Raw genomic sequence first — 15,961 nt, 5'->3', positions numbered from 1 at the left:
ACGACAGAATTACTAGATTAGACACAAACTAGAACAGTGATAGATGCGTTATTTCGGGGCAGATATGATTCAAGCTGCTGAGCTACGTCGAAACTGGACATAAACGAGGTTGGCCGAACGAAGATAGAAGTGCCGAATTATCTATTCTCGGAGGGTTTAGTTCATCAGCTTATCTGATGTCGCTACTTGCTAGACACTGCTTTATGTTCTGTTGCCGACCTAATCGCAACCTCTGCCAACAGACGATTTGAGTTTAATGTTGGGAGTGCTGAACTTGAATCATCAAAAATTAATAGTATTTCTGCACATCCAAGAATAATTGCATCACAGCCTTTGCCCTTTAACCTACGGATCGCCTTCTGAAAATAGGCTACTGATTCTGCCTTGAAGATACCTTAAACCAGTTCTGCCATGATTGTGGTTACCCACGAAATAGTCTTTGCTGCCAAAGTCGCCGGCCGAATTATGTTTATGGAAGATGACCAGCTGTTGGTAGACGATAAGCCTGAAAAGGCTTTTGAATCGCCTGAGCCCCCGCGTTTAAAAAAATTCTTATCTTCAGTTTTTTAAGAACTAAAAAAGGGGGCACAAACGCCCCCCTTTTATTACTTTGATCATTACTTCCGCATCAATCAATCATGATCAGGGAACCAAACTTGTAAAAAGCTAACACCCAGCTCAATGTCTTTCGTGAAAACCCGATCGCTCTTCACCATGCTCACTTGCTCACGATACGCCGCATGCAATTGCTTAGTTATCGTGCTCATCACAAAGCCTTCGCGCAAATCGATGGCCTGCGTCATATGCAATAAATGCAAAGAAGCCATCTCATACAGGTTGACAAGAATCAGTTCCAGGTGCTCAGTCGCCAACATGCCAAAGCTGGTGACATCTTCAACACCACCGGCCATCACTGCATGACCCAGAGACACCGGCTGCGCCAGAATTTGATTCTCTTTATCGAGTGCCAGCATCGGTTTTTGCAGTGCGCCAAAGGCATGCCCGGTATTTTCCGGGTGGCTGAGAAACTTAGGCAATCCCGTTTGCGCAGGCGAGCCGGTTCGCACCAGTTGCATGGCCAGTATGTTTGAAATACGGGCCAGCGCCGCCAGCAAGTGCTCGATGGTCACCGCCAGTGGCTGACCGTCGTAATTAGCAGAAGGGAAGATCGCACCCAGCAGTTCACCCTGCTCATTTCGAACCTGATAAATCTCATCCAACGCGGTAGACGTTTCAGATTCACCAATAACCACCAGCGGGTTATCGTCGGAATGGTTCAGGTGCGTCAGCAAGGCGGTTTCAGCCTGTTGGGTAAGAATCACCAGTTGGCCCATGGTGTAAGCAATATCGCGCAATGAGAGCGAGTCTTGCAGTTGCCGGTTAGGGTCGGGCTTCCACAAGTCACTGCCTTCAAGTACTCGGCACATGGTTTGCGACACCTGGCGCATGCCCGGGTATGGCCGCGCCGAGGTGACCGCGTCGAGGAACGGCGTTAAGTTACCATTCATGGCTTCCAGCGCCAGTGGGAAGATCACCTCAAGCCGTTTAATCAGCAGCGATACATCGGACAGCGCCAGCGCAAATCGGGCGGCGGTAATGTTGTTACTGCTAACGAGCGCCAAAAAGTCTTTACCCACCAGCTCCACCGGCGCGAGACCGGTCAGTTCCATCGCCTCTAACGCAGACATACACTGATTTTGATACATCACGTCCCATTCGCCTGCCAGAGCCAAGCCAATGTGGGCGTTTTGGGTGATGTCGGCCTTGCCTACCGAGCCTTTGCCCGGCACAACCGGTGTGATGCCTTTTTGCAAAAACTTGCACAGCAGCTCCACCACAGCAGGCTGAACACCCGAGGCTCCAATGAGCATCATGTTCAGCCGAATCAGCATGGCCGCGCGAACCGTACTTTCTGACAACGGTTTGCCCACACCTGCCGCATGCGCCCGTAGGCTATACAAATTATGTTGCTGCGAGTGAATCATTTGGCTTTCAAAGCAAGACTGTTTATCAGAGAACACCGGTTTGTCTTTGTTCCAACCCACGCCTACAGTCAGCCCGTAAATGGACTGATGGTTGCGCATGGCCTGTAAAACAACCTCATGGCCCTGTCGCACTTTGGCTAACGCCCGCTCGGCCATTTCAATATCAACCTGTTCATGGGCAACCTGATATATCAGCTCCGGTGCGAGAGATAGCGACGCCGGGTCTAAAACCAATTTTGGCAGCGCCGGTTGCTCGGTGGGTATTTCTGAAAATTTACTCATTGTGCAAATCAATGTAATCAATGCCCTTGATAGCCGCTTCATCCAACGCTTCTTCATAACCGGCATCGGCATAACGCATCACACCCAGGCTGGTATCGTTCGTTAACGACAGCGTCAGGCGTTCTTCAGCCGCCTCAGTACCATCGGCCACTACGGTTACACCGGAGCTGGTCATGTAACCGGCATAACCACCACCGCCCGAGTGAATGGTGACCAGATCGGCTTGCGATGAGCACATGGCCATGGCATTAATCAATGGCCAGTCGGCGATTACATCGGAGCCATCGCGCATGTTTTCCGTCATGATATTCGGGTGTGCCATGGCACCGGCATCCAGGTGATCACGGCTGAACGCGACCGGGCCAGACAGTTCGCCACTGGCGACCATCTTGTTCACAGAAACCGCCAATGAGGTACGTTCACCATGACCCAACCAGGCAATGCGCGCCGGTAAGCCTTCGAACGGTACGTTTTCTTTAGCTAGACGGACCCAATTGGTCACAATTTTGTTCTCTGGGAAGGCTTCAAGAATGTAGGCATCAATTTTCGCGATGTCTTCCGGGCAGTTGGCCAAACTCATCCAGCGGAACGGGCCAATGGCACGCGAGAACAGCGGTCGCAGGAAGGCTTCAGTGAATACCGGAATATCGAAGGCGTTGGCGATGCCGCCTTTTTCTGCCTGAGTTCGAATCAGGTTGCCGTTATCGAACACCACACTGCCTTTTTTCTGGAAGGCCAGCATGGCATCAACATGCTCAGCAATCGATTCAATACCGTCTTTCATCAGGCGCTCGTTATCGACACCGCGCAGCGATTTGGCCTGCGCAACAGTGTAACCCTTAGGAATGTAGCCATACACCAGATCGTGCGCTGATGTTTGGTCGGTCACAATATCCGGCACAATGCCGCGGCGCAGAATTTCCGGGTAAACCTCGGCGGCGTTGCCAACCAGACCCACCGAAACGGCTTCGCCTTTGGCTCGGGCGTTATCAATCAGCGCCAGGGCTTCGTCTAAATCGGTTACGCTGTGTTGCAGGTAACCGTTATCGATACGCTTGGCGATGCGCTCCGGATCAATCTCGACCACCAAAATAGCCGCTTTGGCCATCACACCCGCCAGCGGCTGTGAGCCACCCATACCGCCCAGGCCAGCTGTTAAAATAAAGCGGCCGGCAAGATCGCTATTAAAGTTTTGCTCGGCAATACGGCAGAAAATTTCATAAGTGCCCTGAATCACACCTTGGCTACCAATGTACTGCCAGGCACCGGCCGTTAAGCCACCCCAGCAAGTGAGGCCTTTCTTTTCAAGCTCATAAAAGATTTCAGCCTTCGCCCACTGACCCACCAGGTTACAGTTAGCCATAATCACCTTGGGCGCTTTGGCGTGGGTTTTTAACACACCAATCGGCTTGCCAGACTGGATCACCAAGGTTTCATTAGCCTTAAGGCGCTTTAAGCCAGCGACGATTTCATCGTGCGCATCCCAGTCGCGAGCAGCACGGCCTAACGCGGCATACACCACCAAACGTGACGGGTCTTCACCCACCGACAGTACATTTTCCAAAAGGCGCAGCAGGCCTTCTTCCCGCCAGCTCGGGCAGCGAAGCTCGGTGCCGGAAGTGACGGCAAATTCTTTACGGTCTTTATTGGTTGTCATGGTTTTCTCCCTGAACTCTGCTTTAGGCACCGGTATTTTTTAAGGCATAGTCGCTTAGGTTAATGCCTAGTGTTTCTTCTACAATCGGGTAAACCTCAGGGTCTTTTACCGAGCTGGACAGTGGAATGTTATCCATTGGCACATGCAATACGTGCAGCGTCATACCTTCTTTTACACGACCAACACTGACCGGAGCACCTTCTTTATCGAGCGTGGTGATGACATCTGGGTAAGTGGCAAGGCGCTCGCCTTCTTTGGTGTCGACGGCCATGTATTCGTTCATGACATGCAGTACAACGGTGCCTTTATCGGTCTTCAGCTCAATAGTACCTACATCGAAGGCCTGATCGGTATAAACAATGTCACGCTTACTGACCACCCCAGAGGCCAGAATATTGCCCTGGCTGTAATCGCAGATCGCATCGAGCAGCGCCGTGGCACCACGGCCTTCGTTAGCAGCAACGGTTTCGCCCAGACCCAGTGCGATAGAAATACCACCCAGTGCAGCATGGCGTTTAACGTAGCTGCCGCGAATCGGGTTTCGGCAGCTGGCAATAAATCCACCCGACATATCGGCCGCTTTACGCAGTACCGGCGACACCTTGGCCGTTGCGCCGCGTGTGCAAAGCTCAATGTAAGAGTTGCTTTCACGGTGACCGCCAACAGCCGTCTGAATCATTTGTTCAGTTGAAGAAGCCAAGCCCAGTGAACCCATGTCACCGGTTGGGTGAGCGCGCAAGTCGCCCACGGCATCAATCACTTTGGTGCCTAAAACGGCGCTGGGCAACCAGGCGTTCAGCGTAGAAGACATACCGTTCTGACCAATAATTAAACCATACAGAGGTGCGCCCAGCTCTTTTTGCAGCAAATCGGTGGCTTTCACGTAATCCATACCCAGCATTTGCCAGTTGGTGCTTTCACCCGGTGCACCAATGGCGGCTGCCGTGGCTATCCAGGCGTCATCGTCCACTTCGTCCATGCTTACCAGTTCTGGCTGACCAGCGCTGACCGCCGCTGTGCCCAGCATGCGACCGTGCTCGGCCCAACCGCCGCCGCCACAGGCGTAAATTGATCCACCTTTAATTGCAAAATCCACATCTTTCAGTGTCAGAATGCGACCCATTATTTTCCCCTCCAAAAATTCATTTAATTAAGTTGATCAAAAGACTCAACAGCCGTGATTAACGCGGCGATGCCTTTTTCAAATTGTTCGGCTGTTGTCCACTCATCGGGACGGTGGCTCACACCCTCTTTACTTGGCACAAACACCATGGCCATGGGTGCGATATGAGCAAGAAATGCGGCATCGTGACCCGCGCCACTGGGCATTTCCCGTGCTTTTATGTTGTGCGTATCACAGGCGCTGCGAATGTTTGCCATCAGTTGGGTATCGGCTCTCACCGGGTAGGTGTCGGTCATGCGCTGAAACTCGGTGACCTCGACGTTGGCAAGCTCGGCAGACTCTTCGGCGATGCGTTTAAGTTCGCTGGCAAAGGCTTCCATGGTGGCTTTGTCGTCAGAGCGGATGTCGAACACCAGCTCTGCTTTACCCGGTACTACATTACTGGCGTTCGGGTGAATAAAGGTTTGCCCGCAGGTTGCGGTCAGGTAGTAGCCGCTGTCTTTCCAGATGCGAGTCGCTGCCTCGCTGGCTAGGTAGTTAGTGCGAGCGGCAGCAACCGAGGCATCGCGGCGAATATCCATCGGCGTGGTTCCGGCGTGCCCGGCTGCGCCTTCAAACAGAATGTTGAGGCGTAAAATGCCAACAATGCCGCTGACAATGCCGACATCCAACCGCTCGGTTTCAAGCACGGTGCCTTGCTCGATGTGCAGTTCAAATGCGGCGGCAACGTCTTCGCGCTTATACAGTTGCTCACCGTCACCGCCCACACGTTTTAACGCACTGCTGAGCAGCTCTTTGGTGTCTGGGTGTTCCGTTGCCAGCAGCTCAGGCGTTAAAAAACCGGTAATGCCACGGCTGCCCACGCAGGAGATGCCCCATTCGCTGGGTTCTTCAGCCAAGTAATCAACAATCTCAACCGAGTGACGCAGCTGCTTACCGGCATCTTTCCAGCTGGCAATGCACTCCAACCCGGCAATTACACCGGCGATGCCGTCAAAGCGGCCACCGCTGGGCACGGTGTCGCTGTGCGAGCCAATCATAATGGTCTTAGCGTTTGGGTCGGTGCCTTCCAGACGACCAATAAGGTTACCGGCCGCATCGACCGAAGTAGTTAAGCCCAGCGCCTGCATTTGCTGTTCTAACCAGCGTCGCCCTTCCATAAAGAGCGGGCTGAACGAGCGCCGCGTGTAAGGTACACCGGGTTCTGAGATTTCAGCTAACGCCATGGTCCAATCCCAAAATCGTTGTTTATTTGGGTAAGTAGGGTTCATTAGTTGGCCCTCTTGGTAAGCGGTGAAACAAACTGGCCGCTGCCGGGCTCAGCTAACACATCTTTGCCATCGAAAATCCACTGACCGCGCAGCATGGTTTTGCTGACGCGATAGTTCACCGTGCGGCCATCGTAGGGTGACCAGTCGGTAAAGCTGTGCCCGCTGGAGGTGGCTTTATATTGATAAGGTTCACGACGAACCACGGCGATATCGGCGTCTTTGCCAACTTCCAGTGCGCCTTTGCAGTTATCGAGCTTAAACAGACGCGCCACATTCCAGCTCAGTGCTTTTACGACTTTATGGAAGGCAATGTCGCGAGCTTCAGCACCGGTCAGCATCAGCGTTAGCAGCAGCTCCAGGCCGGTTGCGCCAGAGGCGTTTTCAAACATGTTGGGTTTGTTTTTACGGTCTTCAGACCAGCTGACATGATCGGTCGAAACAGCGGTAATATTGCCCTGATCAAGGTGCTGCCAAAGTGCTTCGCGTTCAGCTCCGTCACGAATAGGCGGGTTAACTTTGCCTTTGCCCACTAGGCGTGCCACGTCTTCTTCCTCACACAGGGTGAAGTAATGCAGGCAAACCTCGGTGGTGCTTTCAAAGCCCTGATCCTGAAAGCTTTTACAAATATCGATGCCGCGCTTGTTGGAGCAGTGCACAATGTGCGCCCGGCAGCCGGTGTCGGCCCCCAGCTCATAAACCTGTGCAATTGCGAGGTTTTCGGTGTATTTAGGCCGCGAAAGCGTATGCGACTGGTAGTCCCTTTTGCCCTGCGCTTTCACCTGTTCAATAAGGTGTTTGACGCTTTCATCGTCTTCATTATGCACGCCGCAAACCAGTCCTAACTCGGCAACGGTTTTAAAGCAGTCATGCATCTGGTATGGCGGAATTCGCGGGAAGCGGTCCGGGTCGGTGCCAAAGGTTGAAAACTTATAACCAATGGCGCCGGCCTCAGCTAGCTCGGCCAGCTTAGTGCTGCCTTCTTCCGGGTGCGCGGTACCGTACAGGGCAAAATCGACGCGAGCCTGCTCGGCGGCTTGCTGTTTTTTCTGGTTAAAACGCTCTGCATTGCAAATAAGTAAACCTGCATCGTAAGGCATATCGACAATGGTCGTCACACCACCTGCCGCAGCGGTGCGTGTCGACCAAATGAAATCTTCGTTATCTTTCTGACTGCGGCTGTGCGTTTGCGCATCAATACAGCCCGGCAGCAAAAAGTTGCTGCCAAAGTCTTCAACTACACTGGCTTCGGGGTGACCGCTGGTAGCATCACCAACGTCTGCAACCAGCCCACCGTGAATGGCAACATACCCTTTGGGTATTTCGCAGTCGTGCAGAACCACATGACCGAGCAAAAGCTGGTCATAGATTTTCGTATCTTGCATATTAATTCTTCTCAGTATTATTAACGGAACGTTCCAAACGTTGCTGGAGCAGTTCAAACAGCATGTCGGTAGTAATCGCCAGTAACCCCACAACTATTGCGCCCTGAATCACATAGGCTGTGTTAAAACCGGAAAGGCCAATGATGATGGGCGTACCCAGAGTTTTTGCGCCAACTGACGAGGCAATGGCCGCGGTGCCAATGTTAATGGTCACCGAAATACGGATACCAGCTAATATCACCGGTAACGCCAACGGCAGTTCAACACGGCGTAACCGGTCGAAGGGTGACATGCCCAACCCTTTGGCCGCTTCAAGCACCGCTGGGTTCACACTGGTTAACCCGGCGATACTACTCTGAACGACCGGTAACAACCCGTAGAGCACCAGCGCGATTAGTGCCGGAGACGAACCCATGCCAATTAAAGGTGCAGCAATAGCCAACACCGCGACCGGAGGAAAGGTTTGGCAAATGGCCACCACGGTTTCTACCAGCGGCCGGAAGGCAACACCGGCTGGCCGTGTTACGAACAGCGCAACGCCCACACCGATCAACACCGAAATCACGCTGGAAACCACCACCAGCCAAATGTGTGAAAACAGCAAATCAACAAAGCTGGTTTGCAGATAAACCGGCCGTGCCAGCTTAGGAAACAGCGCATGAAAAACTGTCTCCAGATGCGGCATACCCACACTGAAGGCCACCAGCAAACCCAGAAACAACCATATGGCTTGGTTAGCGCGCGCCTTTATTGCCTGTGTAGACATATCAGGCCCCTCTTCCCATTTGGCTTTGCAGTGCTGGTATTTTCAGCAGACCGCTAAAGGTGACCAGCCCTAAGTGCACGTCATCGGCGCCGGTCACATTCAGCACATCGCTCTGTTCAGAAATAAAACGTGACAGCGCTTCGTTTAACGCAATATCGCTGGAGATCACGCCGCAGCCGGCTCGATACTCACCCGGCACCATATGGCTTTCAACGGTTTGCAGCGACAGCATCTTTAAGCCGATGTCGCTGCGACCAATAAAGTCGCGCACAAAGTCGTTAGCGGGCTGGGTTAAAATTTCCATCGGCGCGCCCTGCTGAACAATGGCGCCTTTATCCATAAGAATCAGGTGATCGGCCAAATACAGCGCTTCGTCGATGTCATGAGTAATGACCAGAATGGTTTTACCGTACAGGCGATGAATGCGGCGAACTTCTTTTTGCATACTGGCCCGTGTCACCGGGTCGAGCGCACCAAAGGGTTCATCCATGAGCAGTATTTCCGGGTCAGCAGCCATGGCGCGGGCTACGCCAACACGCTGCTGCTGTCCACCCGAGAGCTGGTGCGGCATACGATCCCGATATTGCTCTGGCGACAAGTCCAGAACTTCTAACAGTTCATCGACTCGCCTGGCAATTTTCTGCTTATCCCACTTAAGAAGGTTTGGCACGCAGGCAATGTTCTCAGCCACGCTCCAATGCGGGAATAAGCCGTTCGACTGAATGGCATAACCCATACGACAACGCAGTTGCTCAACCGGGATACTGGCAATCTCTTCACCGGCAAACAGAATCTTGCCGGCGTTGTGCTCTTCCAGGCGGTTAATCATTTTTAACGTGGTCGATTTACCGGAACCTGAAGAGCCGATAATCACGGTGATTTTGCCTTTCTCCAGGTGCAAAGAAAGATTCTCAATCACCGCTTTTCCGTGATAACTCTTGCTGACATTTTGAAATTCGATCATTGGTTTTAGCCTCCTTGTGCGAGCGTTGCCGCTTCAGATTTTGGCGACGGTTCGGTCAGGTGAACCAACATTTTGAAAAAGGTATCGGCCGCGGCAGCCATGATGACCACCGGGATCACACCCAGCAGCACCAAATCAATTGCACTGCCCGACAGCCCGCGAAACATGATGGCACCGAAGCCTCCGGCACCAATCAGCGCGGCCACCATGGTCAGGCCAATGGCCTGCACCGTGGTAATGCGCAAGCCCGAAAGAATGACCGGCAACGCCAGGCGAAAATGCACTTTCCACAGGCACTGAAAGCGGCTCATGCCCATGCCGTAGGCGGCCTCTAACATCAGTGGCGAAACCTGCTTAAGCCCCGTTTGAGTTGAGCGCACCATGGGCAGCAATGAATAAAGCAACAGCGCAATAATAGCCGGGGTCATACCAATGCCGCTGATACCTAACTCCGATAAAAACGGCAACTTCTTGGTGAGGTAAGACAACGGTGCCAGCAGCAAGCCAAACAGCGCGATGGACGGCACGGTTTGCAGAATACTTAGCGTACTCAAGCAGGCGCGACCAAAACGCGGGCTACGATAGCTGCGAATGCCCAGCCAGAGCCCAATCACAATGGTCAGCACTAGAGTAATCAGCACAATTTGGCTATGCACAAAAAAGGCGTTGTCGAAGGCGCTCTTGTTGGCTCGGTATTCAATAAACAGCGACAGATACTGAAAGTGCGATTGCGAAACCAGCACCATAAGCGGCAGCCAAAAGATCACCGCCATCAGCGTGCTCACGAGCGGCGTTTTCGCCAGTGGACGCACCGCTTCAATGGACATAAGCCACAGCAGCAGCAGCGCCCAAAAGCCCGCGCCGAACGAGCAACGCACCCGTGCAGATAGCTCAACTTGCGAGGCGGCAAAATCACCCGCCAGCCAGAAAAGGTAAGCCACTATCGCCGCGCTGAAGAAATAGATCAGGCCATTGCTGAGCTTTTTGGCCTGTGCCGAAAGCTTGGCTGGTAGCAACACAGACAGGGTTAACAAAACACCCAATATCAGCATCACCACCAAAGGCGTGCCGCCAATATCAGACCACAAAGAAAGGCCCTTGGGTGTAAGAATGCGGTTTGGTGCCATGCCCATTAGTGGCAGGACGAACAATGCGCCCCACACAAGAACAGTCAACGTCAGCTGTACCGCATTAACGCGTTTCATTACAGGAAGCCCTTGCTGGTCAGGTACTCACGAGCAACGGTTTTGGCATCGATACCATCAATGCTGACAGCGCCATTCAAGTTCTGAAGGGTTTCTGTCGTCAGCGTGTCGAATACCGGGTCCAGCAGCTCAGCAATTTCAGGGTGGCTTTCCAGAACGCTGGCGCGAACAACCGGCGCCGGTGCATACACTGGTTGCGCACCATTTGGATCATCCAGAACTTTAAGACCCAGTGCCGAAACCGAACCGTCGGTACCATAAACAACCGCTGCGTTCACACCAGAGTTGTTCTCGGCTGCCGACTTAATAAAGACCGTAGTATCACCACCCGGGAATGCCAGAATTTGATCTTGAGTCAGTTTAAAGTCGTAAGTGTTTTCAAAGCTCGGCAGCGCATCGGCACGCTCAACAAACTCGGCGCTGGTGGCAATTTTGAACTTCATGCCGCTGTCTAGAGCGGAAGGTAAGTCAGAAAGCGAGCTCAGCTTGTATTTATCAGCTACGTCTTCACGTACAGCAATCGCCCAGGTGTTATTAGCCGGTGATGGCTGCAGCCAAACCAATTTGTTCGCATCGAAATCCAGCTTTTTAGCCAGGTCGTAACCCTGCTGCCAGTTTTTCCAGGCCGGATTAACCGGGTCATTCATCATGAAGGCCACATTGCCAGTGTATTCTGGGTAGATGTCGATCTCGCCCGCTAGCAGAGCCTGACGAACAACATTGGTTGCACCCATTTGAACTTTATCAACATATGGGATGTTCGCTTTCTCAAGCATCAGCACCAAAATATTACCCAAAAGCGCACCTTCACCGTCGATTTTCGAGGCGACAACAACCGGCTCCGAACTGGCCGCGAATGCCATGCCTGGCACAGCAGACGAGATCGCCAATGCGCCTCCCATCAACGCACCCAGCAGACGGGTTCCGGTAGACTTTTTGCTCTTCATGGCGAGCTCTTTCAAACTCTTGATGTTTAACGTTTTCATGGCAACCCTCAGAATTTCTATGTGTATTTCACAGTTATCGCCTATAACAGGCATCCTAAGTCTCTATTTGCAACCCAAATGCCAATCACCGAAACCGGTTCCGGTGAAATACAAAACCGGTTTCGGTGGTACATAAAGCACTCAATTTCAAAAATGCACTAATTCGGCTCCCCAAAATGAGGCGAGTCGCACCAAAATAAGACTTACCTGTACTTTGCAAGGCGGGCGAAAATTGCACTTCAACTTTCTGCAGTGATAGAGTCGTAAGTTCCTACTTATTAAAAACATGAATCTGATATGTCGATTACTCAGCTGGCCAAGGATCTGAACTTATCGAAGTCCACTGTTTCCCGAGCACTAAATGATTACCCCGACGTTTCATTTGAAACGAGAGAACGCGTGCAAAAACGCGCCGAAGAAATTGGCTACATTCCTAATCCCGTTGCTCAACGGCTAAAACAAGGCAAGTCGAATGCAGTTGGAGTGGTCTTGCCACCACCACTGGATAACGGCGCGTTTATTGAGCCTTTTTACTCAACTATGCTGGGGTCGCTGGTTATTGAGCTGGAAAAATCTGGCTTACAGCTTCTGGTAACCACGCAAAAAACCAGCGCCAGCGACGATGACGTGGTGAGTTACCGAAAAATGTTCCAGCGTGGGCTTGTCGATGCCTTGCTGATTTTGAGAACTCACTCGAATGACCCCAGAGTAGAGTTTGCGCTGCAGCACAACTTTCCGTTTGTGACCTATGGGCGCACCGAAAAAGAAACCAAGCATACCTGGGTCGATGTTGATCATGAGCAGGCCATTTACAGCGCGGTGATCCGCCAGGTAGGGCGCGGCCACCGGCAAATTGCCTTCATCAGCACAAAGTCGCGTTATAACTACGCGCAGCTACGAACTGAAGGCTATGTTCAGGCTTTAAAAGACAGCGGCATACCATTTTACCCACGCTGGTTGGTTGAGTCTGGTCTGAATATTGACGATGGCTACCGCACCGCTTTAAAGCTGCTTAAAACCGAGCCCAGACCAACCTCTATTGTTTGTACCACCGATGACATCGCGATAGGCACCATGACTGCTTGCCGTGAATTTGGCCTTGTGCCCGGAAAGGACATCGCCATAATGGGGTACGGCAACAGCGCCGCCTGTGAACATACTTCACCGCCGTTGACGAGTATTGAAGCTTTTCCGAAGCAGCTGGGCGAAAAAATTGGGAAGTTCTTTACCGAGCGGTTAGATGGAAACACATCCGACGCTCTGCAACATGTTCAAAGCACAAAGATTATTGAACGAGACTCAGACCCGGTTTTAACCTGAGAAAAGCCAGAGTATTTTATTACCAGGCAAATACTCTAGGTCAGGCTCACACTCATGCAATATATGCCAGCATTCTGCGCGCTCTGTTTGCCATTTAGCTGTATTAATAAATAGGAATTAATTGATAAATTGCTCACTCTACTAATATCCTTTTCTTCAAAATTCCTTCTATCACTATCAGATGCCAAACTATCATAACTCCCTGCGAAAGAGGTTTTTTCAGAACAGCGTTATATAAATCGCAATGGGGCACTTATGAGTCAGGTTGCCATGCTGCGTCGGAGCTGGACATAAACGAGTTTGGCTGAACGACGGTAGAAATACCGAACTATCAACCCTTGGAGCGCCCGGTACGGGTACGCCGTAGGCGTCACCTGGAACCAGTAGTTAGAATTCTGGTGTTCCAGCTTGCTCAATATGCTTAGCAAATTTCTCTACTTCATCGATCAAATCAACGACATCTTTTTTGTGCAATGTAATTGTATTGCCTTCTTTTGATTTGCCAGCTCTGTGAACTAAATCATGTCGCATGTGGGTGGCTTTGACAAGATTCTCAATTGACTCTGGGAACTCTATATTCAACGCCTTCTTATAAATAGGGCGTATCTTTGGTAAGTTGTGCCAAAGCAGATCAACTAAATATTCTTTGGCATATTTATCAATATTTTCTCTTCTATCAAATATTTCAGATAGTGAAAACTTCTCTTTTTTGAAATCTGTATTCGTTTCTACAAATTTACGAAGGGAGTAAGGTTCTCGCTCAATTTTACCTATGAAATACTCTGATAGAAAAGCCTCCATAGATGTAATTGTGCTGGTGAAAACCATCTTAAACAGTGTTTGTTGATGACTGTCATCAAGCTCCATTGAGATCATAGAGCGCAGATTCTCAATTGATGCTAAGAGATCTTTATAAGGGTCTGCGACACTACCAGCAATATCAAAAAGGTAGTCGTCATAATCGTCTGGCTGTGAAATTCCAGACCATTCAATACATTCATCTTCAAGCTCACTTGCTAATTTTTCAATGATCTCCTCATCGATAAATTCACCAAATTCATCAAAAAGCTCTTCGCCAGCTTCATAAGGTCCACCATGAATATACTGATATCCGCCCTCTCTTCCGTCGTAGGGACATTCATGAACAGGATCTTGGTAACGCTGGAAAAACCAGGTTCTCATTACCTCGATTTGAAATCTCTCTGGTCTGGACTTCAACTCAGCTTTTGAAATGGTTTTCTGATCCTCAGGAAGATCGTAATAGTAGGACATAAATGTTTAACTCAGAACAATTCTAACGCTTTGCTCATTTGCGCGGCGGTTGTAGTGGATTTTTGTGCAACAATGGCCGTAGGCGATGCACAAAAAGGAGTGTAGACCGCTGCGTCAAATGGAGCAATTTGTTAGATTTCAAATGATGACTTTCCCTTGATGCGGCCTGATATTATTTCAGTAATGGCTGACTCCTTCCAAACAATGCCTAGCTGAGCCTTAAAAGTATCATCGCCTACTCTACCAGAGTATATTCCAGCAAACCTTCTGGCTTCACCGATTATTGCGTCTTTGGTACCGCTACCGCCTTCGGGGACACAGTAACCATTATGCTGTACATAAACTGGATGCTGTACATAAACTGGGGAACCAGACATTCCCTCTCTGGTTGCCGTATCGATATAAAATTTAGGAAGTCCGTCTAAGTCAATTGCGGGCTCCGAGGCTATGCTACCTCTCTTCCATACTGGAAACCTTGCGCCACCAGTTAACCCTCGAGGGTAGCCCAAAACAAAAACATCTAAACTTGGACGCAAGGTGATTTTCGTAAAATCGAGTTCTTCTGCATTGGCAGAATAAATTCTAGTACCATCTATACCAAGCTTGATTGCTACAACATCGACCTTTTGTTTGTGTTTTGGGTGCTCATACCAAATAGGTTCGTCATTCTCATAAAGATCTAATTCTACGGCATTCCATCCTACAAATGAGTCCCCTTCAGGCAATTCGTCAGATCCGTTTTTGTTTTGTGGATAAAACAATCTGAGTTTATTTGGAATCGCAGCTTCTTTGTGAATTATCGTCAAGCTATCCGGCCTTCGTCCGCTGACGTTGTGCCAATTGGTAACTAGAAAACTACTATCTTCTAAGAAATAAAAAAATGCTGTGCCTACGCCAAGAATCTCTTGGTTATAAAGTATCTCTATCTGAATAGGAACCCAGCTTAATTTTTCTTGGATCGTTACTGGCACAATTCCTCCTAAATCTAAACGCTTTGCATCACCGGCAGCAAAAGCATAGCAACGAAGAGCAGTGCTTTTCATTGTCCGAGTGCATGCAATTGTTAGTTTTGATTTTCATTGCTCAATAGCTTATTAAACGCTTCGCGATCTTCTGGCTGCATTTTTTGTAAATTAAAGTTAATCATTTCTTGCATAATACGCATAAACTCAGACTTAACCCACAAGTACCCGCCAGCAATTATTGACATATCACTTTCTGATATTTCAATATCACGATATCTCTTTGGGTGCGTTAGGTTATTACGAATTTGCTTGGCTTTCTTGAAGTCATCATACCCTGAGCTTGAAGTATTTAAAGTAAAATTAAAACCATGTAATTTAGTATAAGATGTAAATGATTTCTTTAAGCGCTGCACTAGGTCTGTTTCAGACCCATCAAGTACCTTAATTTCTTTACTAGACAGTTTATTAGATATTTTTCGTCTCTTTATGATTACTTCGTTTAGCAATACAGTGCTAACACCCTCTATAAATCCAAACACTGCTCTTATTGCATTTCGCCTGTATGTTTGTGATTTCTTATTTGACTCCAATACCTTAAAGTTATTACCCACATCGTCAATAAGTGACTCAAACAATGCAGCGGAACCATATATTCCATTATCTTCCATAAATTCCTCGTTTTGTAATCTAACGAGCCTGTAGATTAACCAACTTTCCGCAGCCTAACCCACAAGCTTCCATAAATTTATTCATTCCAACCAATCTGCCAGATTCACTGGCATT

General features: G+C 49.9%; 13 protein-coding genes. 1 reads left to right on the top strand and 12 read right to left on the bottom strand.

The window, feature by feature from the left end:
- Positions 1 to 632: 632 nt before the first annotated feature.
- The 9 genes from BCF53_RS17370 to osmF are packed head-to-tail and all read right to left on the bottom strand — an operon-like array spanning position 633 to position 11,621.
- Positions 633 to 2,267, bottom strand: a complete 1,635-nt coding sequence (locus tag BCF53_RS17370; protein WP_165901971.1) for an HAL/PAL/TAL family ammonia-lyase — start codon at positions 2,265 to 2,267, stop codon at positions 633 to 635.
- Positions 2,260 to 3,924, bottom strand: coding sequence for a urocanate hydratase (locus tag BCF53_RS17365; protein WP_132703719.1), 1,665 nt, complete (start codon positions 3,922 to 3,924; stop codon positions 2,260 to 2,262). Before BCF53_RS17365 ends, BCF53_RS17370 begins: the two co-directional genes overlap by 8 nt.
- A 22-nt stretch (positions 3,925 to 3,946) precedes the next feature.
- Positions 3,947 to 5,047, bottom strand: coding sequence for a DUF917 domain-containing protein (locus BCF53_RS17360; protein ID WP_132703717.1), 1,101 nt, complete (start codon positions 5,045 to 5,047; stop codon positions 3,947 to 3,949).
- Positions 5,048 to 5,070: 23 nt separating this feature from the next.
- Positions 5,071 to 6,318: a Zn-dependent hydrolase gene (locus BCF53_RS17355; protein ID WP_132703715.1), complete on the bottom strand. Its 1,248-nt coding sequence runs from the start codon at positions 6,316 to 6,318 to the stop codon at positions 5,071 to 5,073.
- Positions 6,318 to 7,700 (bottom strand): dihydroorotase, encoded by a 1,383-nt coding sequence (locus BCF53_RS17350; protein WP_132703713.1) that lies wholly within the window; start codon positions 7,698 to 7,700, stop codon positions 6,318 to 6,320. Before BCF53_RS17350 ends, BCF53_RS17355 begins: the two co-directional genes overlap by 1 nt.
- 1 nt (position 7,701) lies before the next feature.
- The gene (locus BCF53_RS17345; protein ID WP_132703711.1) at positions 7,702 to 8,466 is read right to left on the bottom strand and encodes an ABC transporter permease; all 765 of its coding nucleotides are present in this window, start codon (positions 8,464 to 8,466) and stop codon (positions 7,702 to 7,704) included.
- Position 8,467: 1 nt separating this feature from the next.
- Positions 8,468 to 9,430 (bottom strand): ABC transporter ATP-binding protein, encoded by a 963-nt coding sequence (locus BCF53_RS17340; protein ID WP_132703709.1) that lies wholly within the window; start codon positions 9,428 to 9,430, stop codon positions 8,468 to 8,470.
- A 5-nt stretch (positions 9,431 to 9,435) separates the two neighbouring features.
- Positions 9,436 to 10,635 carry an ABC transporter permease gene (locus BCF53_RS17335; protein ID WP_132703707.1) on the bottom strand — a complete coding sequence of 400 codons (1,200 nt, stop codon included), beginning with the start codon at positions 10,633 to 10,635 and terminating at the stop codon, positions 9,436 to 9,438.
- A complete protein-coding gene (gene osmF / locus BCF53_RS17330) occupies positions 10,635 to 11,621 on the bottom strand; it encodes a glycine betaine ABC transporter substrate-binding protein OsmF (protein WP_279389145.1) in 987 nt (328 codons plus the stop codon). Before osmF ends, BCF53_RS17335 begins: the two co-directional genes overlap by 1 nt.
- A gap of 297 nt (positions 11,622 to 11,918) precedes the next feature.
- Here osmF and BCF53_RS17325 point away from each other — a divergent pair, with 297 nt between their 5' ends.
- The gene (locus BCF53_RS17325) at positions 11,919 to 12,941 is read left to right on the top strand and encodes a LacI family DNA-binding transcriptional regulator (RefSeq protein WP_132703705.1); all 1,023 of its coding nucleotides are present in this window, start codon (positions 11,919 to 11,921) and stop codon (positions 12,939 to 12,941) included.
- Positions 12,942 to 13,328: 387 nt separating this feature from the next.
- Here the strand turns inward: BCF53_RS17325 and BCF53_RS17320 are convergent, their stop codons facing one another.
- The 3 genes from BCF53_RS17320 to BCF53_RS17310 form a co-directional block, all read right to left on the bottom strand.
- Positions 13,329 to 14,213 carry a hypothetical protein gene (locus tag BCF53_RS17320; protein ID WP_132703703.1) on the bottom strand — a complete coding sequence of 295 codons (885 nt, stop codon included), beginning with the start codon at positions 14,211 to 14,213 and terminating at the stop codon, positions 13,329 to 13,331.
- 131 nt (positions 14,214 to 14,344) lie between these two features.
- Positions 14,345 to 15,256: a S1 family serine peptidase gene (locus BCF53_RS17315; RefSeq protein WP_207902773.1), complete on the bottom strand. Its 912-nt coding sequence runs from the start codon at positions 15,254 to 15,256 to the stop codon at positions 14,345 to 14,347.
- 20 nt (positions 15,257 to 15,276) lie between these two features.
- Entirely contained in the window at positions 15,277 to 15,846 is a 570-nt protein-coding gene (locus tag BCF53_RS17310) for a hypothetical protein (protein ID WP_132703701.1), read from the bottom strand.
- Between the last annotated feature and the right edge of the window lie 115 nt (positions 15,847 to 15,961).

Source organism: Reinekea marinisedimentorum, assembly GCF_004341165.1.
Classification (GTDB): Bacteria; Pseudomonadota; Gammaproteobacteria; order Pseudomonadales; family Natronospirillaceae; genus Reinekea; species Reinekea marinisedimentorum.
Note: the sequence above shows the minus strand (reverse complement) of the source record. Positions and strands in the feature narration are given on the sequence as shown.